This is a genomic window from Candidatus Nitrotoga sp. AM1P (genome assembly GCF_013168275.1).
In the GTDB taxonomy this organism is placed as follows: domain Bacteria; phylum Pseudomonadota; class Gammaproteobacteria; order Burkholderiales; family Gallionellaceae; genus Nitrotoga.
On record NZ_AP019547.1, the window covers coordinates 474,597 to 498,106 of the forward strand.

General features: G+C 47.8%; 23 protein-coding genes and 3 pseudogenes. 15 read left to right on the forward strand and 11 right to left on the reverse strand.

All coding sequences use genetic code 11. From position 1 onward, the window contains the following. The first annotated feature begins 3 nt into the window (after nt 1-3). From flgL to W01_RS02175, 12 genes and pseudogenes are all read left to right on the forward strand, one after another. On the forward strand, nt 4-1,203 hold the full coding sequence (flgL, locus tag W01_RS02125; RefSeq protein ID WP_173051988.1) for a flagellar hook-associated protein FlgL: 1,200 nt from the start codon (nt 4-6) through the stop codon (nt 1,201-1,203). A 354-nt stretch (nt 1,204-1,557) separates the two neighbouring features. Next, nucleotides 1,558-2,787 carry a methyl-accepting chemotaxis protein gene (locus W01_RS02130; RefSeq protein WP_198421320.1) on the forward strand — a complete coding sequence of 410 codons (1,230 nt, stop codon included), beginning with the start codon at nt 1,558-1,560 and terminating at the stop codon, nt 2,785-2,787. Nucleotides 2,788-2,795: 8 nt separating this feature from the next. Further along, entirely contained in the window at nt 2,796-3,164 is a 369-nt protein-coding gene (locus W01_RS02135) for a response regulator (RefSeq protein ID WP_173051989.1), read from the forward strand. A gap of 33 nt (nt 3,165-3,197) precedes the next feature. After that, nucleotides 3,198-3,530 (forward strand): STAS domain-containing protein, encoded by a 333-nt coding sequence (locus W01_RS02140; RefSeq protein ID WP_173051990.1) that lies wholly within the window; start codon nt 3,198-3,200, stop codon nt 3,528-3,530. A gap of 1 nt (nt 3,531) precedes the next feature. Next, complete coding sequence (locus W01_RS02145) at nt 3,532-5,721, forward strand: chemotaxis protein CheA (RefSeq protein WP_173051991.1); 2,190 nt, start codon at nt 3,532-3,534, stop codon at nt 5,719-5,721. 58 nt (nt 5,722-5,779) lie between these two features. Continuing rightward, a complete protein-coding gene (locus tag W01_RS02150; RefSeq protein WP_173051992.1) occupies nt 5,780-7,420 on the forward strand; it encodes a methyl-accepting chemotaxis protein in 1,641 nt (546 codons plus the stop codon). A gap of 12 nt (nt 7,421-7,432) precedes the next feature. After that, nucleotides 7,433-7,987: a chemotaxis protein CheW gene (locus W01_RS02155; RefSeq protein ID WP_173051993.1), complete on the forward strand. Its 555-nt coding sequence runs from the start codon at nt 7,433-7,435 to the stop codon at nt 7,985-7,987. Between the two features lie 177 nt (nt 7,988-8,164). Next, nucleotides 8,165-8,479, forward strand: a pseudogene (locus W01_RS14610) (PAS domain-containing protein); the annotation flags it as partial. A gap of 261 nt (nt 8,480-8,740) precedes the next feature. Next, nucleotides 8,741-9,679, forward strand: a pseudogene (locus W01_RS14615) (methyl-accepting chemotaxis protein); the annotation flags it as partial. Nucleotides 9,680-9,884: 205 nt separating this feature from the next. Next, nucleotides 9,885-10,691 (forward strand): CheR family methyltransferase, encoded by an 807-nt coding sequence (locus tag W01_RS02165; RefSeq protein WP_173051995.1) that lies wholly within the window; start codon nt 9,885-9,887, stop codon nt 10,689-10,691. A 29-nt stretch (nt 10,692-10,720) separates the two neighbouring features. After that, a complete protein-coding gene (locus tag W01_RS02170; protein WP_242007016.1) occupies nt 10,721-11,218 on the forward strand; it encodes a chemotaxis protein CheD in 498 nt (165 codons plus the stop codon). Between the two features lie 17 nt (nt 11,219-11,235). Continuing rightward, nucleotides 11,236-12,303, forward strand: a complete 1,068-nt coding sequence (locus W01_RS02175) for a protein-glutamate methylesterase/protein-glutamine glutaminase (protein ID WP_173051997.1) — start codon at nt 11,236-11,238, stop codon at nt 12,301-12,303. Nucleotides 12,304-12,377: 74 nt separating this feature from the next. On the opposite strand, the gene W01_RS14530 is transcribed toward W01_RS02175, so the two are convergent. Then, a complete protein-coding gene (locus W01_RS14530) occupies nt 12,378-12,542 on the reverse strand; it encodes an IS3 family transposase (protein WP_445082542.1) in 165 nt (54 codons plus the stop codon). Nucleotides 12,543-12,645: 103 nt separating this feature from the next. Here W01_RS14530 and tnpA point away from each other — a divergent pair. Then, nucleotides 12,646-12,975: pseudogene (tnpA, locus tag W01_RS02180) on the forward strand (IS200/IS605 family transposase); the annotation flags it as partial. Nucleotides 12,976-13,053: 78 nt separating this feature from the next. On the opposite strand, the gene W01_RS02185 reads toward tnpA, so the two are convergent. Then, on the reverse strand, nt 13,054-14,424 hold the full coding sequence (locus W01_RS02185) for an HD-GYP domain-containing protein (RefSeq protein ID WP_173051998.1): 1,371 nt from the start codon (nt 14,422-14,424) through the stop codon (nt 13,054-13,056). A gap of 617 nt (nt 14,425-15,041) precedes the next feature. Between W01_RS02185 and W01_RS02190 the strand changes: the two genes are divergently transcribed. After that, on the forward strand, nt 15,042-16,868 hold the full coding sequence (locus W01_RS02190; protein WP_173051999.1) for a serine/threonine protein kinase: 1,827 nt from the start codon (nt 15,042-15,044) through the stop codon (nt 16,866-16,868). 156 nt (nt 16,869-17,024) lie between these two features. Beyond that, complete coding sequence (locus W01_RS02195; protein WP_320416772.1) at nt 17,025-17,144, forward strand: chemotaxis protein CheB; 120 nt, start codon at nt 17,025-17,027, stop codon at nt 17,142-17,144. A gap of 209 nt (nt 17,145-17,353) precedes the next feature. Here the strand turns inward: W01_RS02195 and fliR are convergent, their stop codons facing one another. The 9 genes from fliR to fliJ form a co-directional block, all read right to left on the reverse strand. Next, nucleotides 17,354-18,142: a flagellar biosynthetic protein FliR gene (gene fliR / locus W01_RS02200; RefSeq protein ID WP_173052000.1), complete on the reverse strand. Its 789-nt coding sequence runs from the start codon at nt 18,140-18,142 to the stop codon at nt 17,354-17,356. Between the two features lie 51 nt (nt 18,143-18,193). After that, complete coding sequence (gene fliQ, locus W01_RS02205; protein ID WP_173052001.1) at nt 18,194-18,463, reverse strand: flagellar biosynthesis protein FliQ; 270 nt, start codon at nt 18,461-18,463, stop codon at nt 18,194-18,196. 12 nt (nt 18,464-18,475) lie between these two features. Further along, a complete protein-coding gene (gene fliP / locus W01_RS02210; RefSeq protein ID WP_173052002.1) occupies nt 18,476-19,222 on the reverse strand; it encodes a flagellar type III secretion system pore protein FliP in 747 nt (248 codons plus the stop codon). Then, nucleotides 19,212-19,694, reverse strand: coding sequence for a flagellar biosynthetic protein FliO (gene fliO / locus W01_RS02215; RefSeq protein WP_173052003.1), 483 nt, complete (start codon nt 19,692-19,694; stop codon nt 19,212-19,214). The genes fliP and fliO overlap by 11 nt, the downstream gene beginning before the upstream one ends. A gap of 1 nt (nt 19,695) precedes the next feature. Further along, complete coding sequence (gene fliN / locus W01_RS02220; protein ID WP_173052004.1) at nt 19,696-20,109, reverse strand: flagellar motor switch protein FliN; 414 nt, start codon at nt 20,107-20,109, stop codon at nt 19,696-19,698. After that, nucleotides 20,102-21,103, reverse strand: a complete 1,002-nt coding sequence (gene fliM / locus W01_RS02225) for a flagellar motor switch protein FliM (RefSeq protein WP_173052005.1) — start codon at nt 21,101-21,103, stop codon at nt 20,102-20,104. The genes fliN and fliM overlap by 8 nt, the downstream gene beginning before the upstream one ends. A gap of 7 nt (nt 21,104-21,110) precedes the next feature. Further along, the gene (locus W01_RS02230) at nt 21,111-21,779 is read right to left on the reverse strand and encodes a flagellar basal body-associated FliL family protein (protein ID WP_173052006.1); all 669 of its coding nucleotides are present in this window, start codon (nt 21,777-21,779) and stop codon (nt 21,111-21,113) included. Between the two features lie 212 nt (nt 21,780-21,991). Next, a complete protein-coding gene (locus W01_RS02235) occupies nt 21,992-23,023 on the reverse strand; it encodes a flagellar hook-length control protein FliK (protein ID WP_173052007.1) in 1,032 nt (343 codons plus the stop codon). Nucleotides 23,024-23,036: 13 nt separating this feature from the next. Then, nucleotides 23,037-23,498, reverse strand: coding sequence for a flagellar export protein FliJ (fliJ, locus tag W01_RS02240; protein ID WP_173052008.1), 462 nt, complete (start codon nt 23,496-23,498; stop codon nt 23,037-23,039). Between the last annotated feature and the right edge of the window lie 12 nt (nt 23,499-23,510).

Here is a 23,510-nt window from a genome sequence, read left to right on the forward strand (position 1 = left end):
GCCATGCGTATTAGCACTAACACTCTTTATAATGCTAACGTAAATGTGCTTAATCAGCAGCAGGCTCAGCTGTTGCACACACAACAGCAGATTTCCACTCAGCGGCGTATCCTTACTCCAGCAGATGATCCGATTGCTGCAGCTCGCGTACTGGAAGTATCGCAAGCGGACGCTTCTAATTCACAATACGCAGCCAACCGAAATGTTGCACTGAATTCCACTTCGATGAGTGAGGGAGTTTTGCAAAGTGTAACGAACTTGCTGCAGAACGTCAGAACTTTAGCGGTCAATGCGGGCAGCGGGGTGCTAAATAATTCTGACCGGCAAACTATGGCAACGGATTTGAGTGGTCATCTGGAAGAATTATTGGCGTTGGCAAATAGTACAGATGGAATAGGTAATTACCTGTTTTCTGGTTTTCAGGGCAAAACCCAACCTTTCGCTAACAGCAATACGGGTGTCCAGTATCAGACCGATGATGGCCAACGCATGATTCAGGTTAGTAGTTCAAGACAATTGGCGGCCAGTGATTCCGGCGCAGACATTTTTATGCGCATTAAAAATGGCAATGGAACGTTTATTACCCAGGCGGCACCTGCGAATGTCGGGAATGGCATTGTCAGCTCAGGAACGGTTACTAATCCGACGTTGCTTACGGGAAATAACTATCAGGTAACATTCAGCGTGGTCGCTGGTGTGACAACTTATGGTGTGACCAATACCACGCCGGGAGCATTGGTGCCGGTGCCCGTCGCAGCGGGTACGCCTTATGTCAGCGGACAAGTAATAAGTTTTGATGGTTTGCAGTTTGATGTTACAGGGGCGCCAGCTAGTGGTGATGCATTCACCGTAGCGCCCAGCACCAATGAAAGTATATTCAAAACTATCTCCAATTTAATTACAGCTCTGAGAACACCTATTCCACCGGGAGGAGCGATTGCAACAGCGTTAAATGGTCTCGATCGTGGTATGGATAATGTGTTGACAGTGCGCGCTTCATTAGGAACCCGCATGCGGGAGCTGGATGCTCTGCAAAGCGCAGGTGAAAGTATGGGGGTACAGTACAAACAGACATTATCACAATTGCAGAATGTAGATTTAAATAAAGCAATCAGTGATCTAACTCAGCAAAGAACCAGTCTGGAAGCTGCGCAGAAATCTTTTCTGGCTGTGTCTGGGTTGTCTCTTTTCAACTATATGTAGAAACTTTTGCCTTCAAGTTTCCACATTGCCAATTTTAGTTGTGTTATGTGAAATAAAGTAGTAATCAGTTTTCAATCTTCCGCAAAATAAAGTAGCACTCTTACAGAAAAAATGCATCCGTTCGTCCTGATTCTGTAGAAGGATGAGCGTATTTACGTTTCCCCAAGAGAGATGCTTCTATTCAGTCGCCGTGCATTATGGCTTCTTGCTGTTCATTGTGTACGTCTAGAAAAATTACCTCTACGAATCATAATTTAGTGCTGTTTTAGTATTAAAGATTCTTTAAAAATTGCCGCTACATATTTGAGAATTTCATTTTTAAATAAAAGCTAAAAGAAAGTGGAGGACGAAATTATGGCAGTGCAAAAAATTAATTCGACAGCACATAAAGCTACAGCAACATTTTGTTGGGGAATGGCTTTAGGAATTGGTATTGCCGGTGTCTCACTGTTGCTTATTGTGGGTGGGATGGGGTGGGCTAATATTGTGTCTGCTGTCGTTCTGATCGGAATATCAGCGGTTGCTGGAGAGTGGGGTGTTCGCCGTCATCGTACCTTGCTTAAGTTAGCCGTAGCACAAGAGATGGTCAATGCCAAAGCAAGATTTGAAATCGAGCTTGCGAATGCCGGTGTAGGTGGCTTGGAAGAGGTATGCACGGAGGTGGTGCCTATCTGGTCCAGGCAAGTCGAAACCACTCGTAATCAAACCGAAACAGCCATCATGGACTTGGCCAATCGTTTTGTCGGCATTAATGCAAAACTGGAGGCATCGGTACGTGCATCGCAAAGCGCTGCGGGTAACATGGCAGGTGATGCGGAGGGTGGGGCATTGGCAGTAATGACACAAAGTGAGTCATCGCTGACCAGTGTGATTGATTCTATCAGGGAAGCGCAGCATAGTCGCAACGATATGCTGGAACAAGTTAGAAGCCTCACTGATTACACCGGTGAACTGAGAGCCATGGCCGTTAAGGTAGCGGAGATTGCTGCTCAAACAAATTTGCTTGCTTTAAATGCCGCGATCGAAGCTGCACGTGCCGGAGAAGCAGGACGCGGGTTCGCTGTGGTGGCGGACGAAGTCCGCAAGCTATCCAGCCTTTCCAGTGAAACCGGTAAAAAAATGTCAGGTACCGTTGATATTATCAGTAACGCCATCACCAGCGTATTCAAAATTGCGGAAAGCTCTTCCGAACATGATTTTAAGTCAGTCGCAAGTTCTGAATTGATTATTCAACAGGTTCTGCAAAGCTTTAATAACGTCACTTCGAATTTGTCAGGCTCTGCGGAACTGCTACAGCAGGAAAGTGCAGGTATTCGCGATGAATTATCCGACGTGCTGGTTTCACTTCAATTCCAGGATCGCGTCAGCCAGATACTGGTTCATGTACGCAACAACATGGAAAAGTTGCACCAGCATTTGCAGCAATACAAGCAGGACAGGGCGGCGTCCATTCCGGTTAAGCACATCAATATCAAAGCATGGTTAGCCGAGATGGAATCGCTCTATGCCACGCAGGAACAAGTGCACACTCATCGCGGGGCTCAATCCAGCGCGGCCGTGAAACAAGAAATTACATTTTTTTAGGAGGGAGTATGGGTAAGGCAATATTAATAGTTGATGATTCTGCAAGTGTGAGACAGGTCGTCGGCATCGCATTAAAAGGGGCAGGCTACGATGTGATTGAGGGGTGTGATGGTAAGGATGCACTGACAAAACTTAATGGGCAAAAAATCCATCTGATTATCAGCGATGTGAACATGCCCAACATGGATGGGATTACTTTCGTCAAGGAAGTTAAAAAACTGCCTAACTACAAGTTCACGCCCATCATCATGCTCACCACCGAGTCTCAGGAAGGAAAAAAACAGGAAGGTCAAGCAGCTGGTGCCAAGGCTTGGGTGGTTAAACCGTTCCAGCCAGCGCAAATGTTGACTGCCGTGGCCAAATTGATATTGCCTTAGCACTTGGCAATCAGAACTACATAAGGAAATACCATGCCTATCAGTTCAAAAAATAACAATGGGCAGTCGTTACTGCATATTGAGGGTGACATGACTATCTACACTGCCGCTGAAATGAAGGATGAATTGATGAACCACATCGTTCAACCGTGCGAGCGAGAAATTGATTTGTCAGAGGTCAGTGAAATGGATAGTGCGGGTCTGCAAATTCTTATCCTGGCTAAGCGCGAAGCTGAAAAGCATGGTACCAGCCTGCGGTTAATCGGGCACAGTCGTGCCGTGCTGGATGTGCTGGATATGTGTAACTTGGCGTCTTATTTCGGCGATCCGGTGGTGCTTTCTTGTAATGAGAACAAAGGACAATAAAATGAGCATAAATCTCGATCAAGCACTGCAAACATACATCGCCGAAGCACGCGAGCTACTGCAAGAGATGGAAGATTCGCTGTTGCGGCTTGAAGTGGATCCGAGTGATGTCGACACGATCGGCGCTATATTTCGCGCCGCGCATACCATCAAGGGATCAGCCGGTTTGTTCGGATTAGATCCTATTGTCAGTTTCACTCATATTGTTGAAGATGTGCTGGATCGAGTACGCGATGGAGACGTTGCTATTGAGGCCAATCTGATCGCGGTATTGCTCGAAAGCGGCGATCACATGTTGCACCTGGTTAACGTTGTTGCCGCCCAAGGCGAGCAATTGGATTCAGAAGCGATTGCCCGGGAAAGTGGTTTGCGTATTCGGCTGCAGGCTTATCAAGATAGCTCCAAGATAAATCATGCTGTTCAAATAAAAGCAGAAATCCCACTGGAATCCAGCGGTGGTGGTTTGGTAGAGACGGACAATTGGCACATCTCATTGCGCTTCGGCCAGAACGTAATGAGAGATGGAATGGATCCACTTTCTTTCCTCCGTTATTTGTCCACTCTTGGAGAAATCGTCTCCATTACTACCATGTTCGATGCCTTGCCGCTTGCCGATGAAATGGACGCGGAATCGTGCTATCTCGGTTTTGAAATTGACTTTAAATCGGATGCGGATAAGACGACTATCGCGGGAGTGTTCGAATTCGCGCGAGAAGGTAGTCTTATCCATATTTTGCCGCCGCATAGCAAGCTGACGGAATACATCGAATTAATTCGTACGTTACCGGAAAGTGAAACGCGCTTGGGCGAAATCCTGGTGACCACAGGTGCGCTCACCCAACAGGAACTGGAAGATGGGTTAAGCGAACAGCAAACTACCGCTCGTTCAGACGGCTCTACAACGCCGCTGGGTGAAATTTTGGTGGATCAACGCTCGGTCGAACATGAAGTAGTACAAGCCGCGCTGGATAAGCAAACTCAGTCCAAAGATAGTAAAAATAAGGAAAATCGTTACATTCGCGTGCATGCTGACAAGCTGGACGAATTGATCAATATGGTGGGTGAATTGGTTATAGCTGGAGCGGGGGTAAGTTTACTTGCCCAGCGCGTTAGCGATAACGGACTACAGGAAGCTACTTCAGTGATGTCGGGGTTAGTGGAGGAAATACGCGATGGCGCGTTGCGTCTACGCATGGTTCCTATTGGTGAAACCTTTAACCGTTTTCAGCGTGTGGTACGTGATGTTGGCCGCGAGCTTGGCAAGGACATTGAACTGGTAATTACCGGTGCAGATACCGAGCTGGACAAGACCGTTGTGGAAAAGATTGGAGATCCACTTATGCATCTGGTGCGTAACGCCATGGATCACGGTATCGAGTCGGCTTCAATTCGAGAGGCAAAGGGGAAATCAGCCAAAGGTACGCTGCGGCTTAACGCTTTTCATGATTCGGGCAGCATCGTGATTGAGATTGTCGATGATGGAGGTGGTCTTAACCGTGATCGAATTCTGCAAAAGGCCAGGGATCGCGGCCTGATTGCCCCTAACGTTACGCCTCCTGATCAGGAGATTTACAACATGATTTTTGAGGCAGGTTTCTCTACCGCAGAAGCCGTAACCAATCTTTCAGGTCGAGGCGTGGGGATGGATGTGGTCAAACGCAACATCACTGCACTGCGCGGCACTGTGAGTCTAGATAGTGCAGTAGGCCAGGGCACTACAGTCAGTATTCGTTTGCCGCTTACGCTCGCAATTATCGACGGCTTTTTAGTTGGTGTCGGCAAATCCAGCTATATCGTTCCGTTGGACATGGTGCAGGAATGCATTGAGCTGACCGAAAAAGATCGTCAGTCGACGCAGGAACGCAGTTATCTCAATCTACGCGGCGAGGTGTTACCTTTTGTAATGCTACGCGATCATTTCGAAATCGAAGGTGCTGGAGCGCGGCGCGAAAATGTAGTCGTGGTGACCTGTGCAGGCCAAAAAGCAGGGCTGGTAGTAGACGAGTTAATGGGCGAATTCCAGACTGTAATAAAACCCTTGGGCAAGATATTCAGTACCCTGCGCGGCATTAGTGGTTCCACCATACTCGGTAGCGGCGAAGTGGCGTTAATTTTGGATGTGCCATCGTTGGTTCAACAGGCCGTTAATCGGGAATCTCAGCATGTTTCAACCAGGCAACTCACTCATTAGTTATCGTGTTACTACATTTTACAAATCTTACTTACAATAATCACGTGGAGAATAAATAATGTTTAAAAATATGAAAATAGGGATGCGTTTGGGATCAGGTTTTGGCCTGGTGGTGCTTTTGCTGGTAATCATTGCGGCCTTAGCTGTTACGCGGCTTTCGCAACAAAACGATATGTTGAATCTTGTCGTTAATGATAGATATTTAAAAATGGGTATCGTGACGGATATCAAGAGCGAAACTACTGCCATTGCTATCGGGCTAAGAAACATGCTGCTCACTGATAGTCACGATGATATGAAGAAACAAGAAGGAAAAATTATTGAATCGAAGAATAAAATTGGAGAAAACGTAGATAAATTGCAGAAGATAATTATCCTACCGAAAGGAAAGGAGATGCTGCAGCAAGCTTTGGATGCCCGAACAAAATATGTTGATGCCTATAAGGTATTGATAAATATTATTAATGAAGGGAAAAAGGATGAGGCGCGGGCATATTTGACTAATGTATTGCGGCCCATTCTAGGCGCTTATCAAACCAGCTTGAATAAATTATTCGATTTTCAGAATGAGTTGGTGGTTACGGCCGTCAAGGATGCCGCCGAAAGTTACAACACGGCACGTAACATGATGCTGGCGCTGGTGGCGATTGCGCTGGCATTAGCTGCAGGTATCGCCTTCCTGGTCACACGCAGTATTACCAGGCCGTTGACTGTCGCCTTGAATGTGTCGAATCAGTTAGCTGAAGGAAATCTGACTGCAAATATCGAAGTGACTTCTAAAGATGAGACCGGCCAACTGCTTGCCGCTATGCAAAACATGGTGGGCAAATTGTCGCAGGTTGTCACCGAAGTACGCAGTGCCTCAGATAGTCTCTCTAGCGCTTCTGAAGAGGTAAGCGCGACCGCCCAATCCATGAGTCAAGCCACCAGCGAGCAAGCAGCCAGTGTGGAAGAAACCAGTGCATCGGTTGAGCAAATGAGTGCTTCCATTAATCAGAATACTGAAAATGCCAAAGTAACAGATGGTATGGCCAGCAAAGCTGCTAAGGAAGCTACCGAGGGTGGCGAATCAGTGCAGCTAACAGTATCTGCCATGAAGGAAATCGCCAAAAAAATCGGCATCATTGATGATATTGCCTATCAGACTAATTTGCTGGCGCTCAATGCCGCTATCGAAGCAGCACGTGCGGGCGAGCATGGAAAAGGTTTCGCAGTGGTGGCGGCAGAGGTACGTAAACTGGCAGAACGCAGCCAGGTAGCGGCGCAGGAAATTGGCGAGTTGGCCTCCAGCAGTGTGCAGATGGCGGAGAAGGCTGGCAAGCTGTTAGACGAAATGGTGCCTTCCATTAACAAGACTTCTGATTTGGTACAAGAGATTAGTGCCGCATCGGAAGAACAATCTTCCGGTGTGAGCCAGATCAATACCGCCATGAGTCAGTTAAGTCAGATCACCCAGCAGAATGCATCCGCATCCGAAGAACTGGCTGCAACCGCTGAAGAAATGAGCGGTCAGGCAGAACAACTGCAACAGACGATGGGGTTCTTTAAGGTTGGGAATATCACTGGCAACCAACAACGTCAGGCTGTCGTGAATAAGGTGGTGGTATCTAATAGTAAACCTATGCGTCCGGCCAAGGCAAAGGCCGCTATGCACGCCCTTGCCGGTATCCCAAATGAAGCTGAATTTGCTCGATTTTAATAGGAGATAGCCATGGGTGCACTAGCTAAAAATGAAATTCATGTGGCTGTTTTACAGCAGGAAAAGGGGCAATATCTAACTTTTTTGATCGGTGGCGAGATGTTCGCTATCAGTATCCTTGGCATCAAGGAAATCATTGAATATGGCAACCTTACCACTGTACCGATGATGCCCGATTTTATTCGCGGCGTGATTAACCTGCGGGGTGCAGTGGTACCGGTGGTAGATATGTCGGCCCGCTTCGGCCGCACTGCATCCGAAGTCACGCGGCGTAGCTGTATTGTCATCATTGAAGTTGAAGCGGATGATGAAAAACAGGATGTCGGAGTAGTAGTGGACTCGGTATCAGAAGTGTTGGAAATACCTGCTGCTGACATTGAGCCGGCACCGAGTTTCGGCGCCAGAATCCGGGCTGATTTTATTAGTGGTATGGGTAAAGTGGATGGCCAGTTCGTCATCATACTCAACGCTGATCGTGTGTTGTCAGTTGATGAAATGGCTATGCTTTCAGGGGCAAGCGGGAGAGAGGTAAGTTCCGAAATGTTAAGTATAAGCGGCAATAACTGACCACTATAGTTAGTGAAGGTGGTTGATTACTGATTGTAGATGCCCTATCGCCAGTGTTAAAAAACACTGCGACAGGACCGATATGTGAAGGTTAGGCGTTCTTCACAAAGTTGAAAGAAATCTTTGTGGCTGAACAATGCTATACATTTAAATAGGGGAAATACTATGCGCGTAAACATGCCAGTAACTAACGTTGAGCGCCATCTTAAAGACGGTGAATACATCGTTTCAAAAACGGATATCAAGGGACAAATTACTTACGTCAACAGCACTTTCATGGAGATTAGTGGATTTTCGGCGGAAGATTTAATGGGTACCCATCATAATATTGTGCGTCACCCAGATATGCCGCCAGCGGCTTTCGCGGATTTGTGGAAAACATTGAAAGACGGAAAGCCATGGCGCGGGATGGTCAAAAATCGGTGCAAGAATGGCGATTACTACTGGATAGAGGCGAACGCCAACCCTATTTACGAAGATGGACGAATTACCGGGTACATGTCCTTGCGCACAAAGCCAACCCGTGCGCAGGTGGAACGTGCGGAGCGAGTTTACCGCCAGTTTCGTGACGGAACCGCGAGAGGTATCACGGTCAAACAAGGACAAATTGTTTCAACCGGCTGGCGCGGTTGCTTGGCGGCTATCAGTGAAATGAGCCTCAAGGCTCGAATATCGGCTGCTTGTATTTTTATTGGCATGGTCGTTATCTTGGGCGGGGGGCGGCTGTTACAGATGAGCCAAGGGACGGCGGGGGGTGCCGCTACAGTGTGGTTGGGCATGATTATTGCCGCCACATTGGCAGCTGTGGGGTTGATATGGTGGTCCTTGCTTTACAAATTGTTGCGCCCGCTTGACGATGCGGTGCGTGCTTGCCAAGTGATTGCTTCTGGGGACGTTCAGTTGCTGAAATCGGCGGGTAATCATACTGAGATTGGACGTCTGATGCATGCGATTAATACCATGGCCGGAAACATCGCTAGCATTGTTTCTGATATTCGTGGTGCCACTAACGTGCTGTCATCGGCTTCTGAAGAAATGAGTGCGACGGCGCAAAGCCTGAGCCAATCATCTAGTGAACAAGCGGCGAGTGTGGAAGAGACTTCTGCTTCAGTTGAGCAGATTAGCGCTTCAATTTCGCAGAACAGCGAGAACGCCAAGGTTACCGACGGCATGGCCATGCAAGCGGCCAAACAGGCGGTCGATGGAGGAAAGGCGGTCACAGAAACATTGGCTGCGATGAAACAAATTGCAAGCAAAATTGGTATCGTGGACGATATTGCCTATCAGACTAATTTACTAGCTTTGAACGCTGCCATTGAAGCTGCACGTGCTGGTGAACATGGCAAAGGTTTTGCTGTGGTGGCGGCGGAAGTGCGCAAACTGGCCGAGCGTAGCCAGATTGCAGCGAAGGAAATCGACGAACTGGCGTCTGGGAGTGTGCAGAAAGCCGAGTCGGCAGGCAGGTTGTTGCATGAAATGGTACCGGCAATCAATAAAACCTCAGACTTGGTACAGGAGATTACCGCCGCCTCGGAAGAACAATCAAGTGGTGCGGCCCAGATTAATACTGCTATGTCGCAGATGAGTCAGATCACGCAACAAAATGCTTCGGCGTCTGAGGAGTTAGCCGCGACCTCAGAAGAGGTTCACAACCAGGCATATTTGTTACAGCAAGTTATGGGGTTTTTCAAGGGTGGGAATCTTGTTGTGAATCGGGCTGGTTAATGCGAGTGCATGTAATATATATTGGAGCGGTAGAAGTAAGCGCAGTTTGGATGCAAACGATTACGATCGTCTAACCGTACTAAGCTTAGCCCATCATGTACCCTCTACTCGAGTGGTTTTGCCCATTTTAAGTAAGCCAAACGTTTATAACAAACTGTAGAACGATAAAACTATGAATACCGAAACCTTAAGAGATGACGAATTTAACCAGTTCCGTTCATGGTTACACCGTACTGCCGGAATTAGTCTCTCCGACGCAAAGAAAGCGTTGGTCTCAGGTCGTTTATCCAAGCGGCTGAAGCATCATGCACTGGCCAGCTATGGTGATTATTTCCGGTTGATTACTCAGAATGCAGAAGCGGCGGAATTGCAGATTGCATTGGACCTGCTTACCACCAACGAGACCTATTTTTTTCGCGAACCAAAACATTTCGATTTTTTGAAAAAGCAAGTTTTGCCCAAGGCACAAGTAGGCAAAACATTTCGCTTGTGGAGTGCAGCCAGCTCATCTGGCGAGGAACCCTACAGTCTTGCTATGACACTTGCCGATGGTTTGTCCAGCACCCCTTGGGAAATTGTCGCGTCCGACATTAGCACTCGTGTTCTCGAAAAAGCCCGCTCTGGCCACTATGACATGGAGCGGGCACATAACATTCCGCAGCCGCTGCTCTCTAAGTATTGCCTGAAGGGTACAGGCTCCCAGGAAGGCACTTTTATGATTGAGCGCAGCCTGCGCAGTCGCGTGCAATTCATGCAAATTAACCTGAATACAGCGTTACCAAAGCTGGGTGAATTTGACGTTATTTTTCTGCGTAATGTCATGATCTATTTCGACATGGATACAAAACGCCAAGTTGTAGCGCGCATGTTGCCGTTGTTGAAGCCAGACGGATATTTTATTGTTAGTCATTCTGAAAGCCTCAACGGGATTACCGATATTCTAAAGTTAGTTTCCCCGTCTATATACCGCAAGCCATGAAGCCGTCTGAGCATGTCATTGAGATATTCTTGCAGCCTGGCGATTTTTATTTCGGTGACACGAACACCCGTCTTCGCACTCTTCTTGGATCGTGTGTCTCGATCACGATGTGGCACCCGACAAAACTGATCGGTGGCATGTGTCACTACCTGCTGCCTTCCCGGGAAAATGCTGCGGCGACTTCTCTTGATGGCCGCTACGCAAAGGAAGCCATGCAAATGTTCGCGCAGGAAATTCGTGCGGCAAAAACACACCCTTCAGAATATACCGTGAAATTATTTGGGGCAGGCAACATGTTTCCCGGTATAAAAAAAAAGAACCAGTGTGATCCTAATGGCTGCATCGATAGCATCAATGCATGCATGAACATATCTTGCAAAAATATAACGATTGCCCGCTCGCTTGTAGCCGCACACGGCTTCGTGGTTACAGCCGAAGATTTGGGAGGGACGAGTCATCGCCAGATTGTATTTGATATTAACAACGGTAATGTCTGGGTACGCAAACCGGGTGTTATTCAAGCATGATTAAAGAGCATAAATAAATGAAAAAAATTAAAGTCTTATTAGTTGACGACTCTGCTGTGGTGCGACAGGTATTGCAGGCGGTATTGGATCAGGAGCCAGACATTCATGTAATTGGTGCAGCGTCTGATCCTATTTTTGCCATGGAGAAGCTTACTCGTGAATGGCCGGATGTGATCGTGTTGGATGTGGAAATGCCGCGCATGGACGGCATCACCTTCCTTAAAAAAATTATGGCCGAACATCCCACGCCGGTTGTGATTTGTTCTACGCTCACGGAAAAAGGTGCGGAAACCACCATGCAGGCGCTTGCTGCGGGAGCAGTTGAAATTATTACCAAGCCCAAAGTCGGGTTGAAAAGTTTTTTGCAGGAATCATCTAACGATCTGGTGGCTGCAGTTAGAGCGGCTGCTCAGGCCAATGTCAGGCGTCAGGTCAGACCAGCAACACCGTTACCGCAAGTGGCCGGGAAACTTAATGCCGATGCGATTCTCCCTGCAGCTACTGCTCACTCCATGGCGCAAACAACTGAACGCATTGTTGCCATTGGTACGTCGACCGGTGGTACACAGGCTCTGGAAGCCGTGCTGACAGCATTGCCGCGAGTGTGCCCCGGCATTGTTATCGTGCAGCATATGCCGGAAAGATTTACTGCATTATTTGCCGAACGCCTCAACGGTCTATGCCAAATAGAAGTGAGGGAGGCAAAAAATAACGATCGCGTTATTCCAGGTCTTGCTCTGATTGCTCCCGGTGGTAAGCATATGCTTCTTAAGCGCAGTGGTGCTTACTATCATGTTGAAGTGGTGGATGGGCCCTTGGTTAATCGCCACCGCCCGTCAGTGGATGTGCTCTTCCGTTCGGTGGCCAAGTTTGCAGGAAAAAATGCCACCGGCATTATCATGACTGGCATGGGCGACGATGGTGCACGCGGCCTGAAAGAAATGCTGGACGCTGGTGCTCCCACGGTGGCGCAGGATGAAGCTACGTGTGTTGTGTTCGGTATGCCCAAGGAAGCCATTAAGCTGGGCGCAGCAAAAAAGGTGGTGCCATTGCATGAAATGCACTGGGCTATTTTGGGGAAATGAATGCAACTGCTCGGTATTGAGTTTATTTCAATAAATTTGTTTAATAGCCACGTCTTTAAACGGTGACTTGGACCTTAAATGTATTGATTCATGCTAACCCACTTATTTGAGGTCGGTTGTCGGGGTCGTGCTATCAGTCCTTTTTCATAGAACTGGCGTTCAAATGCAACGGGCGATAGATAGCCCAGCCGAACTTGTATACGTTGTCGTTTGTAAAATATCCCGATGTATTCAGTAATTCACTGAGGTAAACCCTCTGCCGGGGGATTCACCAAGGTTTGACCTATGCGACGGTCGGAGAGAATCTCCGAGTCTTGACCAAAAGACGAAGGAGATTCACAAATGAAAGAGTACCAGAACCTCGCGCATACGAGATGGGATTGTAAATATCATGTGGTGTTTATCCCGAAGATGTAAAAGAAGAAAATATTCGGAGTATTGCGCTAGCACCTTGGTGCGATATTTCGAGAATTGGCGAAGCACAAGGAAGTGGAAGTGGTGGAAGGGCATCTGATGTCAGATCATGCACATATATGTCTGAGCATACCGCCGAAGTACGCGGTTTCGAACGTGTTCGGATATATCAAAGGCAAGAGTGCAATCACCATAGCAAGGAAGTTTGGAGGTCGAGCGAGGAATTTCACTGGAGAGGTATTCTTGGCGCATCGGTATAATCAATAGGTTACAAGTGAAGTTCGACAGGCTCCTAGTGTAGTGCTGCATTCATTTTCGCAACACACTGTTGAAATGTCATTGCGTTGTGAGGTAGCCAAGCAGTTCTTTAGTCCAGTTATCGAGATGATGGTTTTCACCTTCGTTCAAGACTACACGGATGATCTCTCTGCGGCGGCAAATCTCCCGTTCGAGATCTATGAATTGCCAATCTAATTCGTCTAGCACCGCAGTCAATTCGTTGGAAATCTCGGGATCAGCCATTGCGATTTCGACCAGCAACTCCAAACTGCCCGGGTCGAAGCCGAATTGAAAAAGCATTGAACGTAAATTTGCCATGCGATCGAATATAAACTCCAGTTCTCCAGGCGGACTGCTATTGTCAGTAGCTAACAGACCAAGGACGGCACGAAACTCACTCCATGTCTCAAATAGTTGGGAAACCGCTTCGAGCCGGGGTAGTTCAGCAATGTTGGCGGCAACAGAGCAATTGTTCATGCGACCGAACCCCTCATGTAAAAAGGAAAGCAATTCAGGATCGTACTTTTTTACATTCAGGCGCATCAAAGTGGCTAACCGCAGATTGGAACCAAAACGCGCAAAAATGGAAGCACAGACATCGGCAACGCTGACGATACGGGCTATGATTCCAATTTGCTCACCATGCAACCCATAGGGATAACCGCTGCCGTCCTGCCTCTCATGGTGCTGCAGAATTGCGGTCGAAACAGCTGGGTCAATACCTGCCACTTCACGAACAATAAGATAGCCTGTAATTGGATGCGCATAGATGTGGCACCGCTCGATTTCACTGAGGTGATTTTTTGAGTTCAGCAAGGCAGGGTTGATATGAAGCTCGCCCAAGTCGTGAAACAGGGCTGCACACAGCAGATTCTCCATGTCCGTTCCTGACAGTTTTTTACGTACTGCCAGGTAGTGGGCAATCAAGGTCACAAGCAGTAGGTGCTGGAATAGATGCGGATGCTGCTCTTTGGCAACAGTAAGCTTGAACGCCATATGCGGCGATAGCACCAAAAGGACGAGTTCTTGAGGCAGAGCCCGTAAATCCCCATTGAAGCCCGCCAAATATTGCAGACTGGGGTTTTCTTTAATTAGACGGGCGATCTCTTTTGCCAAGGATTCCACCGTGACACCGTTCTGGACTATGAGGCTTTGGTCGATCGGTTTACATAGCTTGTGCTTTATCAACCCTTCACGCTGATTACTGCCAATCATCGTGTTCTTTGTAATTAACTTGATTCCATTGGATGTGTAAATGTCCTCAGAGGAAATTACTTCCTTATGGTCCGCCATTTCTGTGATCGTTGTCACATAATGTGGATCTTCCTCGATCGACTGATGGGCCATTTCTTCATACATCGTATTGCGGGCAGTTGTCATGTGGCGATGTTTGTATATTTTAGCGTTGCCCGTCGGGATGTTGATCACTTCCCAAGATGGCGATATCGTTTGGTATCATAGAGATCGCAGTGACAAGCTATTGATATGGCTTGTCAATAATGGATCAAATGACGGATTCAAACTGACAAGCACATTTCAAGGAGCTTAATATAAAAATCTCCACTCGTTCTGAATTAAGCCATATAAATGGCAAGTTACAAAATAAGTTTAGGAGCAAATTTTTATACCTAAATATTTTTTCGTAAAAATACTTACAGTTACTTGTTTTGCTGCCGATTTTACCAGAACAATTCCAATTTCACTTGTTATGGATTTCACTGTTTGTGCTATAGAGTCGGCCATTAAATAGTTTGATTAGAACGTTCGGATTCTGGTCTTCGCGGGTATGACGAATCGTACTATTAAATGACTGACTTTATAGTTTCGCAGGACGGGAAACATCCTTGCATTTGGATACCTTGCTGTTTGTCGCATTGGAGTGCAGCATTGGTCTAGTTGCATAGCCCGCTGACAAAAGTCATTGTAAATTTACACCAGCATCTGCGACGCTGGCTTAATCAGATTGTAATATGGCTCGAAATTTTGCAGTGCAAAACAATGCGCCGGAGCAATTCCGCGCGATCAGGTAATGGAGGGTCATTAGTGTGAGAAAACCATCAATGCCGCGTAATGAGCAACTTAAAATGGGGCGGTTCATTATCCGCCGCTGGCTTGGCAGTGGCCTTCAAGGGAAGGTCTTTCTGGCTTTTGATCCAGTTTTGGAAAGGCAGGTAGCGATCAAGTGGTTGAATCCTACCGGCGGCGACAAGCCATCCCAAAACCGCGAAATCTTTCCGAGTGAAGCGCGCATTGTCGCCAGGCTGGAACATCCGAACATCGTGCCATTGTATGAGGCTGGAATGTATCGGGACTTTCCGTATCTTGTTTTTGCCTACGTCGAAGGAATGACTCTCCGCGATAAACGGCTGCAGAACGGTGCCATGCCGGTGCAGGAGGCTTTATCCATATTCAGTGCGGTGCTTGCTGGCGTTGCATGCGCCCATGCGCAGGGTATCCTGCACTTAGATCTGTCACCGAGCAACATCATGGTCGACACAGCCGGCGTACCCCGTATCATGGATTTCGGGCTTGCAAAATTCGCCGGCGTGGACGCAGCCGTCTGTGGCGACGAGCTGAGAGGATCGCCACTTTATATGTCGCCGGAACATTTCAACAATCGTCCGTTGACTGCTCGCTCGGACATTTTCGTACTGGGCCTAATCCTTTTCGAAATGGTGAGCGGTAGATCACCCGTGCCAGCGGAAAACCTGCAAGTACTCATCAATGCAATAGCAGATAGCGATCTGGACTTGGGAGACATGGACCGACTGGGCTTGGACACAAGGCTACAGGCGGTGATCCAGCGTGCGCTGAGCCACGATGCTGCTAGTCGTTTTGCCGACGCCGCCGAAATGAAACTTGTCGTTGACGAACTGCTCGAATTACTCGAGCCGGATGACCGCGGTGTCGATCACAGCACCGTCATGTTTCTGCTTAAACGCCTGGAGCGAAAATCAGCCTTCCCCGCTCTTTCGAATAATTTGGTAGAAATCAATCGTCTAACCGAGGAAAACAACGACTCGAATGTTGATCTGTTGACCAATATCGTGCTTAGGGATTACGCCATCACTAATAAGTTGCTTCAACTTGCGAATTCATCCTTTTACGGAGGCACGGGTCATGGCGTCAAGACAATATCGAATGCGATCCACCGGCTTGGTATGAACGTCATTCGCATGACCTGTAACGGCCTTGTGTATTTTGATGCTTTGAAAGGCGGAGATCAAAACCTTAAGGACGCGTTGATCAGCTCTTTCGTAAGCGCATTTATTAGTCGCCATTTCGCCATCCGTCTCGGGCATCAGGACTTGGCCGAGGAGGCTTTCATATGCGGAATGTTCCACCGGCTTGGCAAGAGTCTCACCATTTTTTATTTCCAAGAGGAGTTTCATGAGATAGAGCGGTTAATCGAAGAGTACGGTTTGAACGACGAGGCGGCTTCGACTCGGGTACTCGGGATCGGCTACAGTAATCTTGGTATGGCAGTTGCCGCACGCTGGAAATTTCCCGAAGCTATACGAGGAAGCATCCAATACCTTGGTTTCGGAAAGCTGCCGAAACCCGCGAGACCTGTCGAGCTGCAGCAGCAAATTGCAGCCTTTGCCAATGAACTTTGCGAACTAGCAGCAAACGTTTCTGCGGAACAAGGTTCTCTGCGGCTGACTGAGTTCTCTACTCGCTTTGCCGGACTAATTTTTTTGTCACCTGCAGAGCTGGTCCAACTGCTGGAAGTGGCATTCAAAAAGCTGAAAGAATTTTCTCCGATTTTAGGTCTTGAACTCTCCGGAAGCCAATTTGTTAGTAGAGTCGATAATTTTCTTGCAGCTATGCAATTACTCGCAGAGCAGAGCAAAGTTGAAGAAACCTATTGATACGGTCAAGTGAAGTTTGAAGTGGATCGGGCTGGTCACTGTGCTGATTAATGGCAGACTGGCAGATATGTTCAAACATATCCTGGCCAGATCGATAGTGTGGTGTTGTACTTTGTTTGGTGCTTACTCCGTTAGTTGTGGAAGAGAACTCCCACGGTGGCACAGGATGAAGCTACGTGTGTTGTGTTCGGTATGCCCAAGGAAGCCATTAAGCTGGGCGCAGCAAAAAAGGTGGTGCCATTGCATGAAATGCACTGGGCCATTTTGGGGAAATGAGTGTAACTATTCGACCTCGAGTTTATTATGGGCGCCTTAAAAAAATTCAAGTTTCTAGGCAAGACAAGGCGAGAGTAAAAAATTTTAGCGCGGCATATAGTTGATATGTAAGCGGTAAGTTTTTCGAGAACGCCGTATTGTGACGAAACGGGGTAAGCAGGTAAGCCGCAAAGCGGCTGCTCGCAAAATTGGATTTTTTAAAGGTGCCCTTACGATTTGCCAAGTAGTCGCATGACGCGCTGCACAGTGTCCAGGCTGGTGTGAGTGATGTTTTCCAGTAGCGGTACTATATGGGGTAGTAACAGCGTCACCGTTGCCAAACCAATTGTTAAAGTAATCGGGAAGCCAACCGCGAAGATGTTTAGTTGTGGTGCGCTACGGGTTAGGATGCCGAGTGCAAAATTAGAAATTAGCAGCGCGCCGATCACCGGCAAGCTTAGTTGTAGCGCGTTAGAGAAAATGCTACCGCCCCATGAAGCCAGAGTATGCAGCGCGATTGCCGCAGGGACTGCGCTATTAACAGGAAAGGCGCGGAAGCTGTCTGCTAACGCTTCCAGCATAATGAGATGTCCGTTGAAACTGAGAAAGACGAGCATAGCGAGGACGCTTAAAATTTGCGCTATCACTGGTGTATAGGACGTGTTCTGCGGGTCATAGAAAATAGCGAAACCTAATCCCATTTGAATTCCGATTATATCCCCGGCCATTTCTATGGCCGTGAAAATCAGGCGCATGGTAAAACCTATAGCCAGCCCCGCTAGAAGTTGTTGGATCAGAATAAAAAAACCAGGCGCAGAAGCTGGATCAACATTGGACTGTACAGTTAAGGTAGGTACCATAATTATGGTCAACAGTATGGACAAGCCGATTTTTATACGTACCGGAACTTGTTTGTGGCCCAGGATAGGTGAACTGGCGATCATGGCCAGGATGCGCACAAACGGAAAAATGAATAGGGCGAGCCAGGAGGATAACTGGGCGCTGGTGACAGTAATCATTGCGATTATTTAACGGGTGAGATCGTCATTGCGCACTTATCTGGGACATCATTACCCAACCAACCAGGGAATGCTGCTGAACAGGCGTTGGATATAATCCAGCATCATGCCCACCATCCACGGACCGGTGATGATCAGCACTCCAAACATACCGATTAGTTTTGGAATAAACGACAGAGTCATTTCGTTAATTTGGGTGGCGGCCTGAAAAATACTGATCAGCAGTCCGATAATTAGAGCCGTTAACAGTGCAGGGGCTGATACCATCAGGGTTAGCTCCAGTGCCTGGCGACCAAGTGTCATTACGCTTTCAGGGGTCATCGTTGTTTGGCCTCAAGTATAAAAACTATGCACCAGCGATCCGATCAGCAGGTTCCAGCCATCTGCCAGCACGAATAGCATGATCTTGAAGGGCAATGAAATCATCGCTGGCGATACCATCATCATACCCATAGACATCAGTATGCTGGCCACTACCATGTCGATGATGAGGAACGGGATAAATATTACGAAACCAATCTGGAAGGCTGTTTTTAGTTCGCTGATGACATAGGCGGGCACCAGGATTTTTAGGGGGACCTGATCCGCACTTTGCAGCGGCTCGCTATTGGAAATTTGAACGAAAAGAGCGAGGTCTTTTTCACGTGTTTGCCTCAGCATAAATGCTTTGAGCGGTACGCTGCCGGTATCGAATGCTTGTGCCAGCGTCAGTTTGTTCTCGCTGAATGGCAGGTAGGCATCAGTATAAATTTTATCCAGTACCGGCGACATAACGAAGAAAGTGAGAAACAAGGCTAGTCCGATCAATACCTGATTGGGCGGAGAAGAGGGCGTGCCGAGAGCGGAACGTAACAGCGATAGCACGATAATGATGCGGGTGAAACTGGTCATCAGCAGCATTACGGCCGGTAAAAAACTTAGCGAGGTCAGCAGAAGCAGCGTTTGTAAGCTAAGCGAGTAGGTCTGCCCACCACCTGATGTCGCGGTGCTGGTAAATGCGGGCAGGCCAAGGTCGACCGCAAATGCTGCGGGGATTAGGCCAAATAGCAGGGTTGCTACTAGAAGTGAACTAAGGCGCATTACGCTTTTCCATCATTTGTTTCAGCCAAGCCTGGAATTTCCCATTGGTATTGATAGCCATGCTTACTTGTGTTGTGGGTAATTCGGCTTTAGGCATGCTGTGCAGGGTGCGCACCTGTCCGGGCGCAACGCCTACGACCAGCCAGGTATCGTTGATTTCCACTAGTACGATGCGTTCGCGTTGACCTACCGCCACCGCAGCTTGCACTTTAATCAGGTTGCCGGCGGCATGTTGAGGTAGATTGATGCGTTTTAATATCCATGCAACCAGCACCACCGCTGCTAATACCAGTAACAAGCTGAAAATGACCTGCATGATGCTGCCGGACGACATTGTTGCAGGTGGCGGAGGCGTGTAAGCAGGGCGTGTGTTTTGCGCTGTTGCGAGCAGCGGTGTGTAAAAGCCGACGATGAGGCAGAGGCGCGCGCAGATAAATCCTGGTTGGTTAAACAAGTTGCCGAAAGTTTTCATTTCATCGGCTGAGACGGCGTAAACGTTCAGATGGGGTAATAACGTCGGTGAGGCGGATACCGATTTTCTCGTTTACGACGACGACCTCACCTTGCGCGATCAGAAAGCCATTGATCATTACATCGAGCGGTTCGCCCGCCTGGCCGGTTAGTTCCACCACCGATCCTTGCGCCAGTTGCAGCAGATTTTTGATGGGCATCTTGGTGCGGCCAAGCTCGACCGTTAGTTGAACCGGGATGTCCATGATCATATCGAGATCGTTATGGACAGCTGTACCCGCTGCGCTGGTGAATTGTGAGTATGCATGCGGTTGAGCAGCGGGTTGTGATTCGCTGGACGGGGTGGCGGAAGTCTGTTCAGCCATTGCTGCACCCCAGTCATCGGCGCTAATTTCATCCATATTGTCGTCAGTCATCATTGTCTCCATTAGCCAAATTGCCTTTTGTGTTGCTGAGCATTTGTTCTACTTTAAGAGCGTACTGGTTGTTGAAAATACCGTACTTGCATTTCATTACGGGTACTTCGTCCACTAGTGCTGTAATACTGTCTTCTATATCTAATGGAATGAAATCACCATTGCGCATTCCCAGCACCTGTTCAAATGTAATTTGAGCTTGACCGAGAATCGCAGTCAGTTCAATTTCTGCGGATTGTATTTGTTTGGATAGTGTGTGCAGCCATCGCTTGTCTACAGCCATATGGTCGCCTTGCATGCTGCTATAGAGCAGCTCGCGGATTGGCTCTATCATGGAATAGGGTATTAATACATGAAATGCACCGCCTACGCCGCCGAATTCAATGTCGAAAGTGGTGGTTACAACAACTTCGTTTGGTGTGGCGATATTGGCGAACTGCGGGTTTAATTCCGAGCGCACAAACTCAAATTTCAACGGATATACCGCTTGCCAAGCTTTGTTATAAGACTCGAATACGGCCGAGAGTAATTGCTGGATGATGCGCTGTTCGGTCTGGGTAAATTCGCGTCCCTCAACCCGGGTGTGAAATCGCCCATCACCACCGAACATGCTGTCTACTACTAAAAAAACCAGGTTGGGATCAAAAATAAACAGTGCGTTGCCCCGTAAAGGCTTGGCTTGCACGATGTTGATGTTGGCAGGTATCGGTAGATTGCGGAGGAATTCGCTGAATTTCTGTACGCGTATGGGTCCCACTGAAATTTCCGCAGTGCGCCGGATCAAGTTGAATAAAGTTATCCTGAACAGGCGCGCAAAACGTTCATTGAGGATTTCCATCGTGGGCATACGCCCACGCACGATTCGTTCCTGCGTACCCATGTTATACGGGCGTACAGTGCCTGGTGCCTCGGCTGGGGCAGCAACCTCATCTGGCTCTCCGGTTACTCCTTTGAGCAGTGAGTCAACTTCGTCCTGAGAGAGAAAATCACTCATGACCTTATCACTGGATGATGAAAGAGGTAAACAGAACGTCCACGATGCTGTTCTCCTTTTCGCCGCTGGGTTTGGCGGATTCCACTTTTGAATCTGATGTGACGGGTGACTCTTCGGAGTTGGTGGCTTCTACTGGACTAGTTGCTTCCACGCTGGAGGCAGCATCGGATTTTGCACTTACATCAGCAATCGCATGGGAGACGGCGGGTGCAGTACGCAGGCCAAGCACGATCTCGGTTTCAGCAATAATTTCATTGACGAGTTTTTTTTTGCCTTTGGATGCAGTCAATTCTGAAGGGTATTTGCCGGACAGCAGAACCAGCAGGCGGCTGCGAATTTCTGGAAGGTTTTGCTTAATTTTTTCTTCCAGTTCTGGCTGAACGATTTTTAGTGTGATGCCGATTTGTAAAAATTGGTCAGCTGTCTCGCGTTGCAAGTTAACCGTAAAAGGTTCCAGCGCAATAAACTTTATGTGCTCAGATGATTTTGTAGTCTTTTTGTCGCTTTTGCCGTTGTGATTTTCGCCTTTGGTAAAATACCATCCTGCGCCACCTGCAATCCCTAAAACCAAGACACTACCTAGGATGATGAACAATATTTTTTTGCTTTTTGGTTTTGTCTTGACTTCAGTGGGCAGAGGATCCGACTCTGTTTTTTTAGTGACCGGTTTTACCATTGCAGCTCCTTAATTTTCTGAGTTGAATTATCAGAGAAATTCAATCGGTATGATAAATGGAATAAGACGGAGAATTCCCGTCAACTTGGCATTTAGTAATGTTCTGGTTTGGTAACGTAGTTTTCTTTTCTGTTGAGAGGAGAAGATAAAGCCGTGGCTATTTCTAACTCCCTAAAATAGGAACTCGCATAACGTATTGATTGTGTTATTTATCAGGCAAACGTATCCACTGATCCCAGTTGATAGCGCCCAGGCCTGACTTGGGTACTGCCGACGAGGATAGTTTCATCTATTTTTGCTTGCCGGCTTTCTTTTCTATGCTGTTGGTCAGTTTGTTTCGTTTGCTGTTCTCTGGGAGATTGGTCGCTTACTGTGGCATTGCTCAGCATAATTCCATTATCGGCCAGCATTTCACGAAGCTTAGGCAGTGCCTGTTCTATTGCATCGCGTACAACGGCATGCGCTGAAGTGAAAAGTGCAGTAGCTTGATCACCATCTACTTTTATTAATATATCCACTGGGCCGAGTTGCGGCGGATTCAGGTGCAGTTCTGCAGTTTGTCCATGCTGGGTAGCCACCCAAACAATTTTCTGGCTAAACTCATCGGCCCAAGCCTTATGTGTCACGGGCATGTCTACGGAAAGTGATATCGGTGAATTTAAGTGCGTGACATTTGACACTGGAGCTTGTAGTGCAGCCAGAGTCGTTGCATTAGGCTGTGGCGCGCCTGCTTGAGTGAGGGATTCGGGTGTGAGTTGTGCATCGGCCAATAATGTCATGCTTTTGCTACCAGAGCCGGAATTAAAAATTTCCAGTTGGGTGGCAGGTGTGTTGTACCCTAAAGATACTTTATTATTCGTAGCGATAGATTGTGCTCGATTGTGTGTGAGCGCTTCTAATTGAGTCGGCTGTGCGCGGCTGATGGATATTTGTGGTGCAAGGTTAGGTGGTAATAATGCTGCCAGCATATCGTTGGGTAATGTGCTGAGACTCTCCAGTGTCGGTGCTTGTGGTACGTTAGGTTGCTCAGTGCTGGAAGTAGCGGCGAGTATGTTATCCGTGGCGAACGATGTAGGTAGGCCGGTGTCAGGAGCATTGGTTTTTGTAGGCTGGGCGCTATCCGCGAGCTGACGTGCCAGTACGTTGCCGAAAGGTTCTGTCGGCAACGTACCATCGTCCGTTGCTATTGTGGGCGTATGCGCCGCAACGGCGGGCGTGGTCACCGGGATGGTTATGTTTTGCATGATGTCTCCTGAGTTAGATTTCGTCTTTTGCAGCCATAGCCTTGCGTGCAGAGTGACGTCCTGAGTGTTCGTCCTGTTGTCGCTGTTCTAATTTTCCTTCCAGTTTTTTTTCTTTTTCTATATGGCGTTGTGCCAGCGTATCGAAGGATCTCATTTTGCGCTGCGCATTTTCCAGCTCATTTCGTCCGACTTGGATGGAGCGGCCTATTTGTTCAAGGACATTGCGTTGTTGTGTAACTGCTTCGTCCAGACGGCGAATGAAATTTTGAAAATTACGCAAATTAATTTGATTGATACCGTTCTGAATCTCTTGCTGTAAGCGCATCTGATAGTCTTCGCGATATTGTTCCAAGGTCTGTAGCTTGGTTTGTGCAGCCTGCTGTTGCTGGATTAACTGGCCGAATTTGCGGGTGGTATCTTCGTTTTTCTGGTGTGCCAAATGTACCAACGGTTGCATGGAAAATATCTTGGGCATGTTTTAGTTACC